At 29.8% G+C, this 16,963-nt stretch carries 19 protein-coding genes; 4 read left to right on the top strand and 15 right to left on the bottom strand.

All coding sequences use genetic code 11. The features are described from left to right. Nucleotides 1-31: 31 nt before the first annotated feature. The 11 genes from hutI to GFJ41_RS06055 all read right to left on the bottom strand — a co-directional run bounded on the left by hutI (nucleotide 32) and on the right by GFJ41_RS06055 (nucleotide 9,388). A complete protein-coding gene (gene hutI, locus GFJ41_RS06105; RefSeq protein WP_035114664.1) occupies nucleotides 32-1,318 on the bottom strand; it encodes an imidazolonepropionase in 1,287 nt (428 codons plus the stop codon). 5 nt (nucleotides 1,319-1,323) lie between these two features. Then, nucleotides 1,324-2,217 carry a glutamate formimidoyltransferase gene (gene ftcD, locus GFJ41_RS06100; RefSeq protein ID WP_021428609.1) on the bottom strand — a complete coding sequence of 298 codons (894 nt, stop codon included), beginning with the start codon at nucleotides 2,215-2,217 and terminating at the stop codon, nucleotides 1,324-1,326. Nucleotides 2,218-2,320: 103 nt separating this feature from the next. Next, nucleotides 2,321-4,366 (bottom strand): urocanate hydratase, encoded by a 2,046-nt coding sequence (hutU, locus tag GFJ41_RS06095; protein WP_226888378.1) that lies wholly within the window; start codon nucleotides 4,364-4,366, stop codon nucleotides 2,321-2,323. 23 nt (nucleotides 4,367-4,389) lie between these two features. Next, entirely contained in the window at nucleotides 4,390-5,955 is a 1,566-nt protein-coding gene (hutH, locus tag GFJ41_RS06090) for a histidine ammonia-lyase (RefSeq protein WP_035114668.1), read from the bottom strand. Between the two features lie 208 nt (nucleotides 5,956-6,163). Continuing rightward, nucleotides 6,164-7,177 (bottom strand): LacI family DNA-binding transcriptional regulator, encoded by a 1,014-nt coding sequence (locus GFJ41_RS06085; RefSeq protein ID WP_035114670.1) that lies wholly within the window; start codon nucleotides 7,175-7,177, stop codon nucleotides 6,164-6,166. Nucleotides 7,178-7,346: 169 nt separating this feature from the next. After that, nucleotides 7,347-7,550 (bottom strand): hypothetical protein, encoded by a 204-nt coding sequence (locus GFJ41_RS06080; RefSeq protein ID WP_021428594.1) that lies wholly within the window; start codon nucleotides 7,548-7,550, stop codon nucleotides 7,347-7,349. A gap of 150 nt (nucleotides 7,551-7,700) precedes the next feature. After that, entirely contained in the window at nucleotides 7,701-7,871 is a 171-nt protein-coding gene (locus GFJ41_RS06075; protein WP_021428601.1) for a hypothetical protein, read from the bottom strand. Between the two features lie 77 nt (nucleotides 7,872-7,948). Further along, the gene (locus tag GFJ41_RS06070; RefSeq protein WP_114543482.1) at nucleotides 7,949-8,122 is read right to left on the bottom strand and encodes a hypothetical protein; all 174 of its coding nucleotides are present in this window, start codon (nucleotides 8,120-8,122) and stop codon (nucleotides 7,949-7,951) included. 166 nt (nucleotides 8,123-8,288) lie between these two features. Further along, on the bottom strand, nucleotides 8,289-8,498 hold the full coding sequence (locus GFJ41_RS06065) for a hypothetical protein (protein ID WP_021428588.1): 210 nt from the start codon (nucleotides 8,496-8,498) through the stop codon (nucleotides 8,289-8,291). Nucleotides 8,499-8,703: 205 nt separating this feature from the next. Then, a complete protein-coding gene (locus GFJ41_RS06060) occupies nucleotides 8,704-8,910 on the bottom strand; it encodes a hypothetical protein (RefSeq protein WP_021428628.1) in 207 nt (68 codons plus the stop codon). Nucleotides 8,911-8,956: 46 nt separating this feature from the next. Further along, the gene (locus tag GFJ41_RS06055; protein ID WP_035114673.1) at nucleotides 8,957-9,388 is read right to left on the bottom strand and encodes a hypothetical protein; all 432 of its coding nucleotides are present in this window, start codon (nucleotides 9,386-9,388) and stop codon (nucleotides 8,957-8,959) included. A gap of 146 nt (nucleotides 9,389-9,534) precedes the next feature. Here GFJ41_RS06055 and acpP point away from each other — a divergent pair, with 146 nt between their 5' ends. Beyond that, entirely contained in the window at nucleotides 9,535-9,762 is a 228-nt protein-coding gene (gene acpP, locus GFJ41_RS06050) for an acyl carrier protein (RefSeq protein ID WP_021432008.1), read from the top strand. Nucleotides 9,763-9,796: 34 nt separating this feature from the next. On the opposite strand, the gene GFJ41_RS06045 is transcribed toward acpP, so the two are convergent. Further along, complete coding sequence (locus GFJ41_RS06045; protein ID WP_021428623.1) at nucleotides 9,797-10,801, bottom strand: nucleoid-associated protein; 1,005 nt, start codon at nucleotides 10,799-10,801, stop codon at nucleotides 9,797-9,799. A gap of 10 nt (nucleotides 10,802-10,811) precedes the next feature. Continuing rightward, nucleotides 10,812-11,714: an RluA family pseudouridine synthase gene (locus tag GFJ41_RS06040; RefSeq protein WP_170074904.1), complete on the bottom strand. Its 903-nt coding sequence runs from the start codon at nucleotides 11,712-11,714 to the stop codon at nucleotides 10,812-10,814. Between the two features lie 151 nt (nucleotides 11,715-11,865). On the opposite strand from GFJ41_RS06040, the gene GFJ41_RS06035 reads away from it, so the two are divergent. Together GFJ41_RS06035 and yfcE are read left to right on the top strand one after the other, a co-directional pair. Further along, the gene (locus GFJ41_RS06035) at nucleotides 11,866-12,666 is read left to right on the top strand and encodes an NAD(+)/NADH kinase (protein ID WP_021428657.1); all 801 of its coding nucleotides are present in this window, start codon (nucleotides 11,866-11,868) and stop codon (nucleotides 12,664-12,666) included. 19 nt (nucleotides 12,667-12,685) lie between these two features. Then, nucleotides 12,686-13,243 carry a phosphodiesterase gene (gene yfcE, locus GFJ41_RS06030; protein ID WP_021428624.1) on the top strand — a complete coding sequence of 186 codons (558 nt, stop codon included), beginning with the start codon at nucleotides 12,686-12,688 and terminating at the stop codon, nucleotides 13,241-13,243. A gap of 54 nt (nucleotides 13,244-13,297) precedes the next feature. Here the strand turns inward: yfcE and pepT are convergent, their stop codons facing one another. Then, complete coding sequence (gene pepT / locus GFJ41_RS06025; RefSeq protein ID WP_021428641.1) at nucleotides 13,298-14,524, bottom strand: peptidase T; 1,227 nt, start codon at nucleotides 14,522-14,524, stop codon at nucleotides 13,298-13,300. A 178-nt stretch (nucleotides 14,525-14,702) separates the two neighbouring features. Next, entirely contained in the window at nucleotides 14,703-15,920 is a 1,218-nt protein-coding gene (locus GFJ41_RS06020) for an HlyC/CorC family transporter (RefSeq protein ID WP_035114814.1), read from the bottom strand. Nucleotides 15,921-16,193: 273 nt separating this feature from the next. Between GFJ41_RS06020 and GFJ41_RS06015 the strand changes: the two genes are divergently transcribed. After that, nucleotides 16,194-16,868: a ferredoxin-like domain-containing protein gene (locus GFJ41_RS06015; protein WP_206001520.1), complete on the top strand. Its 675-nt coding sequence runs from the start codon at nucleotides 16,194-16,196 to the stop codon at nucleotides 16,866-16,868. Nucleotides 16,869-16,963: the final 95 nt, after the last annotated feature.

Raw genomic sequence — 16,963 nt, 5'->3', positions numbered from 1 at the left:
AAAATCCTCCCTTAAAGATTTTTAATAATAACTAACTTAAAATACTCTCAGTTTCTTTTTTTAGTATTTGTTTATTATTTACAACAAGCTCTCCATTTTTATATACACAATGTGTGTGATTTATACCAAAATGATACATTAAGTACTCCACATTTGGAGCGTCAAATATTACTAAGTCAGCTTTTTTTCCTATTTCAATGGATCCAATTTCACTATCTCTATCTATTGCACATGCAGCATTTATTGTAACACCACTTAAAACTTCATAAGGAGTCATTTTAAGCCCTAGACAACCTAACTGCATTACAAACTGAAGATTTTCACTTGGACAACTTCCTGGATTATAATCGCTAGATAAAGACACTGCAACTCCAGAGTTTATCATTTTTCTAGCATCAGCGTAGTTTTTATTTAGGTTAAAAGATGTTCCTGGAAGAATATTGGCAATAACACCTTTATCAGCCATCGCCATTATCCCATTATCACTAGCTGCCATTAAGTGATCAGCCGATATACATCCCATTTCAGCTGAAAGCTCAGCTCCACCTAAAGAAACTATTTCATCCGCGTGTATTTTTAACTTGTACCCTAGTTCTTTTGCTCTTTTAAATATTTTTCTAGTCTGTTTTATATCAAATACTGCATCCTCACAAAATACATCACAAAATTCAGCTAAATCAAGATCCTTAACCTTTGGCATCATCTCATTTATCAAAATATCTACAAATTCATTCGGATTTTCTTTATATTCAACAGGAATCGCGTGAGCACCCAAAAAAGTACTAACTAAATCTATAGGGTGTTTTTCGCTTAAAGCTTTAGCTACCTCTAATTGTTTTATTTCTGTATCTATTTCTAATCCATATCCACTTTTTGCTTCTACTGTTGTTACTCCAAATTCTAACATTCTATCTAAACTTTTATATGCTTTTTCATATAACTCTTTAAACGTAGAACTTTTAGTACTTTTGACTGTACTTAATATTCCTCCTCCACTTTTTAATATTTCTAAGTAAGGCACTCCTGCAAGTTTTTTTGCAAATTCATTCTCTCTACTTCCTCCATGAACTAGATGTGTATGTGCATCTATAAGCCCTGGAGTTACCAATTTTCCTTCTGCATCTTTAATTTCTGTGTTTTGATTTATTAGATGTTTATAACCATAATCTACTCCTATATCGCAAAATCTACCATCTTTTATTGCAACATATGCATTTTCTATTATTTCTATATCATTCATCGCTTTTCCTATAAAAGGTGCATCACCTTTCATAGTAGCTAGTTTTCCTATATTTTTAATAATTAGATCAGCAACCATATATTCTACTCCATTAAACTAGTCTCTAGAACTTTATCTAAAGAGAAATTTTCAAGTCCTAAATAATAAGAAGCACAATCAACTAAAGCTTCCATAGGACAAAGCCCTACTATTTCGCTTCCCATTACATTAACTCCATATCTTTTCGCTTCCATTTTCACAGCTTCAAAAGCTCTATACATAGCAGTTTTTGAATAATCAGTTAAATTCATAGTAACCTGAGTTATTCCTCTTTCTGGAATCTCTACAGGACCAGCTTTTATAAATTTATATCCTCCACTTGAGTGTCTTATAGTTTTTGCTATGCTTGATGCTATATCTATATTTGGAGTATCCAAGTTTATATTATAAGCTATCAAAGGTTTTCTAGCTCCTATAGCTATAGCACCTGCATTAGGATGCTTTTTAGCTTGTCCAAAATCAGGTGCCCAATTAGGGTCTTCAAATTTAGCATCTAATCCTTCATACTCTCCTTTTCTTACCTTAGCTAGATTTTCTCTTTCAGGTTTTGAAGCTGCACATTCATATAAAAATACTGGTATATTATATAATTTTGCAACATCTTCACCTAACTCTTTTGCAAGCTCTACAGCTTCATCCATTGTCATGCCCTTTATAGGTATAAATGGGCAAACATCTGTAGCTCCAAATCTAGAGTGTTGTCCTTTATGAGTATTCATATCTATTAAATCTTTAGCTACCCCTATAGCCTCTAACACTGCGTTTTTAACTGCCTTAGGCTCACCTATAACAGTAACTACTACTCTATTATAATCCTTATCTGCTTCATAGTTTAAAAGCTTAACTCCCTCTTTTCCTCTAAGTGGTGATACTATTTTTTCAATTTTTTCTAAATCCCTACCTTCACTAAAATTAGGTACACATTGCACTATAGCCATATTAATTCTCCCCCTATATTCTAATTTTAATAGTTATGTTATATATAAATTTTAAGTTACTACGCTAGCGCAATAAGCTCAGTAACTTAAAATTTTAACCTTATTATTTACTTGCCTCTATAACTTGATTTATTAAATCTTCATCTACTATATATGGTAGTGTTATATGGTCTTGACCATAACACATTTTGTTGTATTCCATAACTGTTGTTATAGAATTTTCATTTCTAGCCCAAGCACGTCTAGCAACTCCTCCCATAACATCCCAAGGCATAGCTGTTCTTAATATTTCATCTACTCTATGAGATCCATCAAGAACCATTCCAAATCCACCATTTATAGATTTTCCTATTCCTACTCCACCACCATTATGTAGAGCTATTAAACTCATTCCTCTAGCTGCATTACCCGCAAAGCAATGAGTAGCCATATCAGCCATTATATTACTTCCATCTTTTATATTAGATGTTTCTCTAAATGGAGAATCTGTTCCTGACACATCATGATGGTCTCTACCTAGCATAACAGGTCCTATTTCTCCTTTTCTTACCATTTCATTGAACTTAAGAGCTATATTAGTTCTTCCCATAGCATCTTGGTAAAGTATTCTAGCCTGAGATCCTACAACTAAACCATTTTTCTCAGCATCTCTTATCCATATCCAGTTATCTCTATCTTGATATCTTCTATTTGGATCTATACAATCCATAGCTGCTTTATCAGTTTTTATTAGATCTTCTTTTTTACCACTTAAACATACCCATCTAAATGGACCATATCCGTAGTCAAATAGTTGAGGTCCTAATATATCTTCAACATATGATGGGAATATAAATCCATCTTTTTCATCTACTCCATTTTTAGATATTTCTTGGCATCCAGCATCATAAATAGCTTTCATAAAACTATTTCCATAATCAAAGAAGTAACTTCCTTTATTTGTTAGTTTTTGAATAACTTTAAAGTGAGCCTTTAGAGTTTCATCTACTAATTGTACAAACTTATCTTTATCATTAGCTAAAAGTTTTGTTCTTTCTTCAAAAGTTATACCTTGAGGACAATATCCTCCATCATAAACAGCATGACAAGATGTTTGATCTGATAATAAATCTATATGTATATCTTTTTCTACTGCATATTCTAATAAATCCACTATGTTACCATTATAAGCTATTGCACAAGCTTCTTTTTTATCTATACATTCTTTAGCTAACATAAATGCCTCTTCGCATGTTTTAGCAACTTTACTTACCCAACCTTGAGTGTATCTAGTTTCTATTCTTGAATAATCAACTTCAGCTATTATACCTACTCCACCAGCGATTTCTACAGCTTTTCCTTGAGCTCCACTCATTCCTCCAAGTCCTGAAGTTACAAATAGTTTCCCAGCTAAATCATCTTTTTCTGGTATTCCAAGTATTAACCTTCCAGCGTTTAATAATGTTGAGTAAGTACCATGAACAATACCTTGTGGTCCTATATACATCCATCCTCCAGCTGTCATTTGCCCATAATTAGATACACCTATAGCTGCTGCTCTTTTCCAGTCCTCTTGATTATCAAACATTCCTATCATCAGACCATTAGTTATTATTACTCTAGGCGCATCTGGCTTAGATTTAAATAATCCAACAGGATGCCCTGATTGTATTACTAGTGTTTGATCTTGGTTCATTACTTCTAAATATTTTTTAATCAAATTGTACTGCATCCAGTTTTGGAAAACTTGGCCTGTTTCTCCATAAGTAACTAACTCATATGGATATAAGGCTATATCAAAATCCAAGTTGTTGTCTATCATTACTTGGAATGCTCTAGCTTCAGTACAGTTTCCTTTATATTCATCTATTGTTTTTGCTTTTATATTACCTTCTGGTCTAAATCTATATCCATAAATTCTTCCAGTAGTCATTAATTCATTTAAAAATTCTGGAGCTAATTTTTCATGATATTCTTCTGGTATATATCTTAATGCGTTATTTAATGCTAATTTTATATCTGATTGAGATAATTTCGCCTCTCTTTTTGGAGCTCTTCTTATGCCTTCTATAAATTGTGGTATTTCACTTGGCACATAATCCAATTTTATAGTCATTGCATCTTTAATTTCTTCATTAGTAACATTCATAACTTTTTCTAAAGTAACCATAATATCTACTCCCTTATACAGTTTTATATTTCACTTAAAGCAACCTCTTCATTTAGTAAAAGTTCATTGTTTAAAGCTTTTTCTACAGCTTCTACTACTAAGTTTTCTTTGATAATATCTTCACATTTATTTATTTCTTTATACATAACTAAATCTTCGTCTATAAATTTAGTATGATTTCTTATAACGTTATATGCGGCATCTGTACCAACGCCTAATTTTTTCTTACCTCTTAAATCTATAGCCTGAGCTGCTGCTAATAACTCCATAGCTAATACATTTCTTGTATTTTCCATTATTTCTTTTGCTTTTCTAGCTGCTATTGTTCCCATAGAAACATGGTCTTCTTGATTTGCTGATGATGGTATTGAATCTACACTAGCTGGATGTGCTAATACTTTATTTTCTGAAACTAATGATGCTGCACTATATTGAACTATCATAAATCCTGAATTAACTCCACCATTTTTAGTTAAAAATGCTGGTAAGCCATTGCTTAAAGCTGGGTTTACTAACCTTTCAAGTCTTCTTTCTGATATGTTAGCTATCTCTGATAAAGCTATTCCCAAAAAGTCAAAACTTAAAGCCATTGGTTGTCCATGGAAGTTTCCACCTGATATTACATCTTCTTGTTCTGGGAATATTATTGGGTTGTCTGTTACTGAATTGATTTCTATATTAATTTTATTTTTTACGTACTCAATTGCATCTTTACTTGCTCCATGGATTTGAGGTGAACATCTAATCGAATATGCATCTTGAACTCTTAAATCACCTTGTTTTGTTGTCATCTCACTTCCATTTAGTATTTCTAGTATATTTCTTGCAGTGTTGATTTGACCTCTATGAGCTCTTACCAAATGTACTCTTTCATCCATAGCACATGTAATTCCATTTAACGATTCCATAGTTAACGACAATGCAACATCCGAAAGCTTTAATAAATTCATTGCATCATACGTTGTAAGTGCTCCTACTGCAGTCATAACTTGTGTTCCATTTATAAGGGCTAAACCTTCTTTTGATGATAGCTCTGGTAAAACATCTACTCCAGCGAGTTTCATAGCTTCTGCTGATGTAATTTTTTCACCTTCATAAAATGCCTCTCCCTCTCCTATCATAGTAAGTACCATATGTGATAAAGGAGCTAAGTCTCCAGATGCACCTAGTGATCCTTTTTCCGGAATTACTGGACAGACATTATTATTAAGCATATTTACTAATGTATTCAAAGTTTCAATCCTTACGCCAGAGTATCCTTTTGATAAATTATTTATTCTCAGAAGCATTATAGCTCTTACTATATCTTCTTCAAAAGGTTTTCCCACTCCACATGCATGACTTATAATTAGATTTCTTTGCAAGTTATGAGTCTCTTCTTTCGATATGGTTACATCTGAAAATTTTCCAAATCCTGTAGTTATTCCATACACAACCTTTTGTTCATCTACAAATTTATCAACTAAATCTCTTGCTATTTTAACTTTTTTTAACGCTTCTTCCCCTAACTCAACTTTATATCCATTTCGAGATACATTTACTACATCTTCTATAGTAAGGTCTCTACCGTCTATAATTATTTTATTCATACAAAAATCCCCCTATATATATAATAAAATTATGAAATACGGTTTTAGTCTTGTAATTTAATAGCTTCTACATATTTTTCGAAAGTCCTTTCATTTATTTATATATTATTTTTTATTTATATATCACTTTGTATTTATAAATAAAAAATAATATATAAATCATTAAAATAAAAAAAGCACATTATCTTTTAGATAACATGCTTTTTTATTAGTTTCTGTCTATTACACTTTCTCTCTCAACTATTCTGTATGGAAGTTCAACCTTTTTATTTTCTAAAGGTTCCTTATCAATCATTTTTATTACCATTCTTATTGCAACAGCACCCATATCATATAATGGTTGGTGTACTGTAGTTAATTTAGGTCTATACATAGCTGCTATTTTTGCATCATTAAATCCTGCAACAGATATATCTTCAGGTACTTTATATCCTGCATCACATATTGCGTTAAGAGCTCCTATAGCTGCTTCATCCCCTGTAACAAATACAGCATCAGGCTTTTTACCTTCATCTAGTATTTCTTTCATGCTATCGTACCCGTACTTATATGTCGTTCCAGCATTTTTTACTAGAGATTTATCTATTTCTAGGTTACTGTCATTCATAGCTTTTTCAAATCCTAAATATCTTTCTGCTTCTAAAACAGTATCATCTTCACTTGTCATTATGAAAGATATATTTTTATGACCCTTATCTATAAGATATTTAGTCATATCATATGTTGCATCCGTATTACTTATACTTACTGAATATACATCGTAGTTTCTAGCAGTTTTACTTACATATACAGCAGGCATTCTACAATTTTGTATATATTCTAAATGCTCTTCATCTACTTTCCAAGACATCATAACGATACCTTCTACCTGTTTAGCTCTTAATAAATTTAAGCTCTTTAATTCTTGTTCTTTATCAGAGTATGTATTTGCTAATAATATATCATAGTCATACATTTTAGCAACTTCCTCTATACCGTTTACCAGTTCACTTACAAAAGAATCTGATACCTCTGGTACGATAACTCCTATTAGTTGACTTTTCTTTGTCACTAAACTTCTAGCCAACGGATTTGGAACATAACCAGTCTCTTTTATTACGTCTAATACTTTTTGTTTAACTTCATCCGTAACTGGTTTTGAATCATTTATTACTCTAGATACTGTAGATATAGAAACGCCTGCTTTTTTAGCTACATCTTTTATTGTTACATTAGTTTTCATTTAGCATTCCTCCTTATCTTAATTTTTACTATATTTTATGAAATCTATTCTTAAGTCTTTGTAAAAATTAATTTTATCATAACTTTTAAACATTTTAAATATATTTCGACAAAAAATAACACGCCAGTTAATTACTGGCGTGTTATTTTTGTATTTAGTCATTCAGTGATTAGCAGCATCCACATCCATCGTCACCATCAAAGAATCCTCCACATGAACAAGCTATTAATAATAATATTAAGAATGGTATCCATGCACATACGTCTATCTCTGCCCAAGTTTCTCCAAATGCTAAGAATAGGAAGAATAATACTATTATCCACCATGCTCCTCCGCCGAAACATCCATCGTTACCAAAAAATCTGTCTAACATAAATTTACCTCCTAATTGAACTCATTTAGTTATAATGCTAGTTAATTTTTATTAGCTAGCTATTTTATATAATATGAATTTATCTTTATATTGGTTACTTTTATTTTTTTCTCTGTATATACTTTATATACTAGTTATTTAAATCGATTGTTAGAAGCATTCTCCACAGCTACATAAGATTAAAAGTACTATTAAGAATGGTATCCATGCGCATATATCTAGTTCTGCCCAACAATCTCCAAATGCTAAGAATAAGAAGAATAATACTATTATTATCCATCCACATCCAAAATCTTCTCCACCAAATAATCTATCTAACATTTTGTTACCTCCTGTTGTCTATTTCTAGTATTGTCTTAATTTTTTATAGTGAAATTGTCTTAATTTTTTATAGTGAACTAGAAGAATCCACCACAACTACATAATATTAATAAAACTATTAAGAATGGTATCCATGCACATATATCTAGTTCTTCCCAGCAGTCACCAAATGCTAAGAATAAGAAGAATAGTACGATTATCCACCATGCTCCTCCAAAACATCCATCTTCACCAAATAGTCTATCTAACATTGTGTTACCTCCTGTTGATGATTAATTATTTGAGCTTTCGCTCTTAACATATACTATGCATAGCCTTTACTTTTTGATAATAATTTTATAATTTTTTAATAGTATTTTTTTAATCACTTTAAATACTAAAAAGGCTACCTAATATAGGTAGCCTTCCCCCTTTTAATTAACAACCACAGTCGAAGTCCTCTCCGCATCCATCCATTCCACATGAACAAACAATAAGAAGTAATATTAAAAATGGAATCCAGTCAGTTATGCATATCTCTGCAAAGCACTCTTGAAAAGCTAAGAATAGGAAGAATAATACTATTATCCACCATGCTCCTCCACTAAAGAATCCACCTGATCCAAATATTCTACTTAAACTGCCCATATATACCCCCTGTTTTTTGGATTGCTAAAATTTTATTCACTTATTAGCTAACCCATATTAAAATTTCAGAAGTCTTATCTCAAATGTATTATGCACTTAATTTATACTATGGGAATTGAAAAAAACGGTTACTATACAATTTTATTTTTATATAAATTTATTTTTTTATATTTAGTAATAAAAAAAGCTCCTATCGGAGCTTTTTTTAGCAACATCCATCATCAAAATTGAATAATAAAAGGATTACAAGTATTATCCATATCCATGAATTATCATCGCAGAAAAAGTTGTCAAGTAGGTCAGTACATAATAATAAGAATACAACAACAGCTATTATTAATAAACTTGAACCTCCAAAGGATGAATTGCATCCACATCCAAAACTTCTTAAAAGATTATCTAGTTTTGACATATGGTTACCCCCTTTTCAATGTTGAGAAACCTATAGTTTCTCTTAATTATTCATATGCTAGGGTATATAAGTATGTTACTTCGAAAAAATTTTTCTCTAATATACTATCCAGCTCTTTTTCTGATAGCTCATTATATTTTTTCACCATATTTAAATGTTCATTATTTTTCTTATCATTAGATATACTTTCAATCATGCTTTCTACTGATTTAATTCTATAATCTTTATATTTACTTGTAAAAAAAGATGTCTTTGTGTCCTCTATACATTTTTTTAAATTTTGAAGTCTATCTATGTACTCTTTATTATCTTTTGGAACATTCTCTTCTTTAGTTATAATGTCTTCTAGAATCATATTACTTTCTACTACATACGAACTTATCTTTTGGATATCTAAGTTTATGATACTGTAATATGAGTTTATTAGTAACACAACTACAACGCATACAGATGATGCTAATAAACCTATATATTTCATAATCATTCCTCCTATGTTTTCTTTATAAAATATATATGCTTGTTTTACTATATTATTCTAAAATTTATATAATTTAATATTGAAAAATTTCACTTCTTATATTAAACTACAATTAAATTATGAATTTATTTATTAGGAGGTTTATTATGTTTGAAAGAGTTAGGGAAATAATCGCTGATCAACTAGGTATTGATAATCTAGATAGTATCACTTTAAATACATCTTTAACTGAAGATTTGGAGGCTGATTCTTTAGATGCTGTTGAAGTTATAATGGCTTTAGAAGATGAATTTGGAATAGAAATTCCTGATGAAGCTGCTGAAAAGTTTACTTGTATAGGTGATATTTGCTCTTTTATAGAAGAGCATAAATAAAAAAAAGCCGAGTTTTTAAACTCGGTTTTTTTATTTATTTTTCCTCATAAAACTTAACATTTTTTATAGTTATATCAATACTTCCATCTGGATTTTGTTTTACACTATACTTCATCGGATCTTCAAAATTACTTAGTTCTCCTCTTACATCAAATCCAGTATCAGTCTTTATACTTCTTTTCTTTAATTTTTTTTCTACCCACTGCTTATCAATACTAAAAGATTTTTCTAAACCTTTATCTTCCATATGCTCTTTGAAGCTTTCTTTTAAGTCTGTATTATCAATTGTTTTTTCTACAAAATCATTTAAATCTATTTCTTCTTTTTCTTTTAAAGTATAGTTTAATACACTTCTTACGTCTTCTGCTTGTTTTATATCATTAGCTAGTGCATTAGTTATCCATGTTTCTGCACTATTTTTAAATACCTTAGTTTTGTGTTTATCATCAACAATTTTCTCAGCATTTAAGAATTCACTTATAAATTTAGATTCTAACTCTTCCTTTTCTGCATCCTTATCTAAAAGTCTTAAGTGATATTCATCATTCATTCCAGTTAAGCCTACTATTGCACATTGCTTTTGTCTTTGTGTCTCTGGTATTCCTATTTCATTTGGAACCATTTGTATATTGAATTTATCATCTACAAACTCTATAGAATGAGTATATAATCTTTTGTAATCTAATTTTAATATACCTACATACTTTTCATCTTTCACAGTATATAAGCATATAGCTAAATCACATGACTCTAACTCTGCATTTATTTTCATTGTATCAAATAAATATGCAGCTATCTCTTTTGAATTTTCTAAAAATGTATTTTCATCATAGATTATTTGCTCACAACAATTTTTAACTATGTTATTTTCGTAATCTTTAAAGATACCTTTTCTTAAATCATCATCTTTACTAACCCTTTTAATTATTTTTTGGAAAAATTTATCAACTTCTTGACTTATTTTCCCCTCAAAATCATTTAATATAGGAACTTCACTATTTTTATCTAGTACATGTACTATAAACTTATGTATTATCATAATTTCACCTCTATCTTAATTTTTCTATTAACTCTTTCATATCTTGTGGAATTTCCGCTTTGAATTTTAAACTTTCTTTTGTTCTTGGCTGATTAAACTCTAGACTATAAGCATGTAAAGCTTGTCTATTTATTAATTCTTCATCTACATATCCATATAGTTCATCTCCAATTATACCATGACCAATATGGCTCATATGAACTCTTATTTGATGAGTTCTACCCGTTTCTAGTTTAATTTCTAGTACAGTGGCATCATTTAATCTTTCTAAAACTTTGTAATGAGTAACTGATTCTTGACCTTTATCATCAATGACTCTTTTTATACTATCTTCACCAGGTCTATATATAGGCTCATTTATAGTCCCAAAATCATCTTTTACAATTCCCTTTACAATGGTTATATATTTTTTTATTACCTTATCATCACTCATATCTTTAGATAGAGTATAATGAGCATATGCATTTTTAGCTACTATTACTAATCCTGATGTATTCATATCTAATCTGTTTACAAATCTTATTTTAACTTTTTCATTTCGTTTAATTATATAATCTGTAATTCCATTTGCAATTGTATTTATATTGTGACTCTTTGTTGGATGTACAACTATAAATGGAGGCTTATTTACCATTATTAAGTCAAAATCATCATAAATCACTTCCAAATTTAAGTCTTGAGGCATAAAATTTGCCATATCTTCTTCTATTTTAACCTCTATTAGGTCACCTTTTTCTATAGTAGTACTTGGCTTTTTAAACGTACCATTTACTAAAACACTTTGGTTTCTTTTCATTTTTGATAAAGATCTTACTGAGAAATTCAACTTATCTAATAATATTTCTTTTAAAGTTGCATTTTCCTCACTTGTGTAAGCTATAACATCATATCTTTGTTCTTCTTTTTTGAACAAATTTACACCTACTTTCAATTATAATAACATTATCTATTTTATACTATTTTTGCATAATAGATAAGACTTTTTATTTATCCATTACATATTTTACTAAGTTATCAATTAATTTTTAAATTATGTTATAATACAAATGTAAAGAGGTGGGGATATGAAAAGAACGATAATAATAAACTCAAATTCATTAGATCTATCTATTAAAACAAGAGATGTACTAACTGAAAAACTAATTTGTGCTGGCTTTAACGTAAGCTATACTTTTGATGGTGCGGCTGAGCTTATAATATCAATTGGCGGTGATGGTTCTTTTTTAAAAACTGTTCATGACTTCGATTTTCCTGAAATACCTATTTTAGGTATAAATACTGGTCATCTAGGTTTTTTTACCGATGTATATCCTAATTTTATTGATAAATTTATTGATGATTATAAAAAAGGTAACTTTATACTACAAGATATACCTCTTGTACAAGCAACTATATGTACAAAAGGAAGCTGTATAGATATGTTTGCGGTCAATGATGTTGTCATAAAAGGAGATAAATCTAGAACTATACATCTTAACTTAAATGTCAATAATAAAGATATTCAAAACTTTAGTGGAGATGGGCTATTAATTTCTACACCAACTGGTTCAACAGCTTATAACTATGCTGCTGGCGGTAGTATAGTTGATCCTAGCTTAAAACTTATGCAGTTAACTCCTCTACACCCTATAAATACTAATGCATATAGGTGCTTTACTTCTAGTATTATATTTCCTCATGATGCATTAATTGGCATTTTGCCAGAGTATAGATTTGAAGATTCTTTATTAATAGTCGTTGATGGAGTTGAGCATAGATTCGAAAGAATAACAAGCATATCAATTACTACATCAGACGTATTTGTTAAATTAGTTAGACTCGATAACTATGAATTTTGGAGCAGAGTCTCTGAAAAATTTTTATAATATTTAGGAGGTTAATTTTATGAAAATAGGTGTAATGAGCGATACACATGGTAGCTTACTTTATTTTGAGAAAGCTTTAGATACTTTATCTGAATGTGATATTATACTTCATGCTGGAGATGTTTTATACCATGGTCCTAGAAATGATTTACCTGATGGATACAACCCTAAAGGTGTTATATCTAAAATAAATGAATTAGATAATATACTTATAGCTCGCGGGAATTGTGATGCAGATGTAGACCAAATGGTTATAAAACATCCTATACAAGGACCTTATGTTTTAAGTCAATTTGGAGAAGCTAGAATATTAATAAATCATGGATATGTAGATTCTAAAGAAGAAACTATAAAAAAGGCAAAATCTATGGGTGCTGATATTTTAATACTTGGCCATACTCATGTAAAAGAGCTTTTTATTGATGAAAATCTTATAGTTATAAATCCTGGAAGTACTTCTATTCCAAAAGATGGTTCTCATTCAGTTGCAATTATAGATATGCTAGAAAGTTCTCATGAATTAGATTTAGATATAAATCTAATTGATATAAACTCAAATGAAATTATAAATTTATAATAAATAAAAAATGAACTCTATACTAGTATAGAGTTCATTTTTATTCATTGTTTATTATTTTACTTCAGTGTATTTTTCAGCTATCTTAACTATTAAGTTAGCTCCTTTTTCCATAGCTTGAACTGATATACATTCATTTTTACTGTGGAAGTTTAATCCTCCAGTAAATATGTTTGGACAAGGTAATCCCATGAATGATAATCTAGCTCCATCAGTTCCACCTCTTATAGGTACTATTAAAGGTGCTATTTCAGTTTCTTTCATAGCTTCTTCAACTATATCTACTACAAATTTAACTGGTTCTACTTTTTCTTTCATATTGTAGTATTGGTCATTTAAATCTAATTTTACTCTTCCTTCATACTTCTCGTTTATTTTCTCTATTGCAGATGTCATGAATGCTTTTCTTTCTTCAAACTTAGCTTTATCATGATCTCTTATTATATATATCATAGTAGCACTTTCAACATTACCATTTATATCATTTAAATGATAGAAACCTTCATATCCTTCAGTAGTTTCTGGTCTTTCGCTAGCAGGGAACATCTCAGATATTTCTGCTGCTATATGTAATGCATTAACTAATTTATTTTTTGCACTACCTGGATGTACGTTTCTACCTTGTATAGTTATAGTAGCTGCAGCTGCATTGAAGTTTTCATATTGAAGCTCTCCAAGTATACCACCATCTATAGTGTATGCATATTTTGCTCCAAATTTTTCAACGTCAAATAAATCTGCTCCTCTACCTACTTCTTCATCTGGAGTAAATCCTATTTTTATATCCCCGTGTTTTATTTCTGGATTATTTACTAAGTATTCTATTGCAGTTACGATTTCAGCTATACCAGCTTTATCATCTGCTCCTAGTAAAGTAGTACCATCTGTAACTATTATATCTTGTCCAGCTAAAGTTTTCATTTCTGGATAATCTTTAGTTGATGTAACTACATTTAATTCTTCATTTAAAACTATATCTTTTCCATCATAGTTTTCTATTATTCTAGGCTTTACATCTTTTCCAGTTACGTCTGGAGCTGTATCTAAGTGAGATATAAATCCTATAGTAGGAACTCCTTCTACATTTCCTTTTAATGTAGCCATTACATAGCTATTTTCATCAACATTTGCATCTTCAAGCCCTAATCCTTTTAATTCTTCAACTAAATATTTAGCAAATACTCTTTGCCCTTCGCTTGATGGACAATTTGAGTTTTTTGGATCTGCAGTTGTATCAAATGCCACATATTTTAAAAATCTTTCAAGTACTTTTTCTTTCACTTTAAAGTCCCTCCATATATTCTAATTCGTTTCTTTAATCCACCCTATTGTAATTAAATGAATACGTTTTAATTATAATACTTTCTTTGAAATTTATCAAATAAAGTCTTTGTAATAAATTGTTAAATTTGTGTATAAATTCTTTATTTATAAAAAAATAAGGTGCCAAAATGACACCTTATGTAAATACTCTTATTTTCTTTATTCTATTTTTATCTAGACTCTCTATACAAAGTTTAACACCATCGACTTCGATAACTTCATGTTCCTCTGGAAGTCTTTTTAAATGACCAATTATAAATCCACCAATAGAATCAAATTCTTCCGATTCTAAATTTGTTCCTATAAGTTCATTTACCTCTGATATTTTTTTACTACCATCTATTATATATTCATCTTCTTTTATCACTTCAATATCCGATTCATCTTCGTCGTATTCATCTTCTATTTCACCAACAATTTCTTCGACTAAGTCTTCTATTGTTATAAGTCCTGCAGTCCCACCATACTCATCTACAACTATGGCCATTTGACTCTTATCTTTTTTCATTTCTTCAAGTAACTCTGTTATCTTTTTAAACTCATAAGTAAAAAATGCCTCTCTGACATAATTTCTTATATCAAAATTAGCTATTTCATCTTCCTCTAAAAATATAATATCTTTTATATTAACTATTCCAATTATATCGTCTGCTGACTCTTCATATACAGGCATTCTACTAAATTGTTCTTCTTTAAATAAGTTTATTATCTCTTTATACCCATCGTCTGCATCTATACATACCATGTCAAGTCTTTGAACCATAGCTTCCTTAGCCTGCATATCTCCAAATTGAAATACATTATTTATTATTTGTCTTTCTTCTATTTCTAAAACGCCTTCTTCTTGACTCACATTGACCATAGTTCTTAATTCTTCTTCTGTTATATATGGTTGCCCTGATTTAGACTTAATTCCAAATATTTTAAATATAATATTTGTAATTATGTTAAATACCCATACTACTGGCGTTAAAATTAATATGATTACCTTTATAGGTTTTGAAACTAATATAGCTATTTTTTCTGAGTTATTAGCTGCTATTGTCTTTGGTGTTATTTCTCCAAAAATTAAAACTAATATAGTCATTAAAGCAGTTGCTACTGCAACACCTTGTGTCCCCAGTATACTTATAAATAATGATGTTGATATAGATGTTGCCGCTATATTAACAACATTGTTCCCCACTAATATTGAGCTTAAAAGTTTACCTGAATCTTCAGTTAATTTCCCAACTAATTTTGCTCCCTTTACTCCTTCTTCTTGCATATGTCTAATTCTAATTCTACTAAGGGACATCAAAGCTGTTTCTGATGCTGAGAAGAAACCTGATCCTATTAGCAAAATTACTAGCATCACTATTTGAATAATAGTATTACCACCGGTCGAATCCAATCTTTACCACACTCCTAAATTTATACTTTTTATTTATTACAATAATTATATCATAGTATTTTAAAATTTGGAAATTTCGCCTGGAAAAACTTGCATAAAGTATAAGCTTATTTATTAATACAAATAATAACCTTCACTTATATATATTGTTCATTAAATTAAAAAATATCATATATCTTATATTTTTTTTATATATCCATATAATATTTTTAAATACGTATTTAGGAGGTAATTATGAAAGATTTATTAGATAAAGGTGCAGTCCTTCAAAGGGATAAAAAAACTTATGCAATTGCTCCTCATGTTCCTGCTGGTTTGATAACTTCTGACCAACTTAGAAAGCTCGCCGATGTTGCCGATAAGTATAATGCTAAAGCTATAAAAATAACAGCTGCTCAACGTATAGCACTAGTTGGACTTGAAGAGAATGACATTGATTCTGCATGGCAAGATCTAGGCATGAAACCTGGAGCTGCTATAGGCTTATGTGTACGAAGTATTAAAACATGTCCTGGAACATCTTTTTGTAAAAGAGGTTTTAAAGATTCAGTAAGTATAGGTTTAAAATTAGATGATAGATATCATGGAATGAATTTACCAAACAAGTTAAAAATAGGTGTGAGTGGATGTCCTAATAGTTGTGCCGACAATCATACTAGAGATATTGGATTAATGGGTACTCCAAAAGGCTGGACTGTTTTCGTAGGTGGCAAAGGTGGTACAATTCCTAGACTAGGAGATAGACTTGTCATGGGTATACCTGATGAAAAAGTTTTAGATTTAGTAGATGATATAGTTAACTTGTATTCAGACAATGCAAATAACAAAGAACGTTTAGGAGCATATATAGATAGAGTTGGATTTGAAGAATTTGCTGCTAACTTTGATTTAACTAAATATAAAAACTAAATAATAAGAAATTTATTAATTTATGTTGAAAATAGTAACAAATATTCTTTTTATGAATATATTAAAATTAAGAAAGGAAGTTAATAGCCTTTCTT

It is taken from the genome of Paraclostridium dentum (genome assembly GCF_012922555.1).
In the GTDB taxonomy this organism is placed as follows: domain Bacteria; phylum Bacillota; class Clostridia; order Peptostreptococcales; family Peptostreptococcaceae; genus Paraclostridium; species Paraclostridium dentum.
Note: the sequence above shows the minus strand (reverse complement) of the source record. Positions and strands in the feature narration are given on the sequence as shown.

Bases quoted from the DNA above. Each gene is read 5' to 3' on its own strand.
- ftcD (WP_021428609.1), bottom strand. From the start codon at position 2,217: ATGGCTATAGTGCAATGTGTACCTAATTTTAGTGAAGGTAGGGATTTA.
- yfcE (WP_021428624.1), top strand. From the start codon at position 12,686: ATGAAAATAGGTGTAATGAGCGATACACATGGTAGCTTACTTTATTTT.
- GFJ41_RS06015 (WP_206001520.1), top strand. From the start codon at position 16,194: ATGAAAGATTTATTAGATAAAGGTGCAGTCCTTCAAAGGGATAAAAAA.
- GFJ41_RS06055 (WP_035114673.1), bottom strand. From the start codon at position 9,388: ATGAAATATATAGGTTTATTAGCATCATCTGTATGCGTTGTAGTTGTG.
- GFJ41_RS06060 (WP_021428628.1), bottom strand. From the start codon at position 8,910: ATGTCAAAACTAGATAATCTTTTAAGAAGTTTTGGATGTGGATGCAAT.
- GFJ41_RS06065 (WP_021428588.1), bottom strand. From the start codon at position 8,498: ATGGGCAGTTTAAGTAGAATATTTGGATCAGGTGGATTCTTTAGTGGA.
- GFJ41_RS06085 (WP_035114670.1), bottom strand. From the start codon at position 7,177: ATGAAAACTAATGTAACAATAAAAGATGTAGCTAAAAAAGCAGGCGTT.
- acpP (WP_021432008.1), top strand. From the start codon at position 9,535: ATGTTTGAAAGAGTTAGGGAAATAATCGCTGATCAACTAGGTATTGAT.
- hutI (WP_035114664.1), bottom strand. From the start codon at position 1,318: ATGGTTGCTGATCTAATTATTAAAAATATAGGAAAACTAGCTACTATG.
- hutH (WP_035114668.1), bottom strand. From the start codon at position 5,955: ATGAATAAAATAATTATAGACGGTAGAGACCTTACTATAGAAGATGTA.
- GFJ41_RS06020 (WP_035114814.1), bottom strand. From the start codon at position 15,920: ATGCTAGTAATTTTGCTAATAGGATCAGGTTTCTTCTCAGCATCAGAA.
- GFJ41_RS06070 (WP_114543482.1), bottom strand. From the start codon at position 8,122: ATGTTAGATAGACTATTTGGTGAAGATGGATGTTTTGGAGGAGCATGG.
- GFJ41_RS06080 (WP_021428594.1), bottom strand. From the start codon at position 7,550: ATGTTAGACAGATTTTTTGGTAACGATGGATGTTTCGGCGGAGGAGCA.
- GFJ41_RS06035 (WP_021428657.1), top strand. From the start codon at position 11,866: ATGAAAAGAACGATAATAATAAACTCAAATTCATTAGATCTATCTATT.
- GFJ41_RS06045 (WP_021428623.1), bottom strand. From the start codon at position 10,801: ATGATAATACATAAGTTTATAGTACATGTACTAGATAAAAATAGTGAA.
- hutU (WP_226888378.1), bottom strand. From the start codon at position 4,366: ATGGTTACTTTAGAAAAAGTTATGAATGTTACTAATGAAGAAATTAAA.
- GFJ41_RS06075 (WP_021428601.1), bottom strand. From the start codon at position 7,871: ATGTTAGATAGATTATTTGGTGGAGAAGATTTTGGATGTGGATGGATA.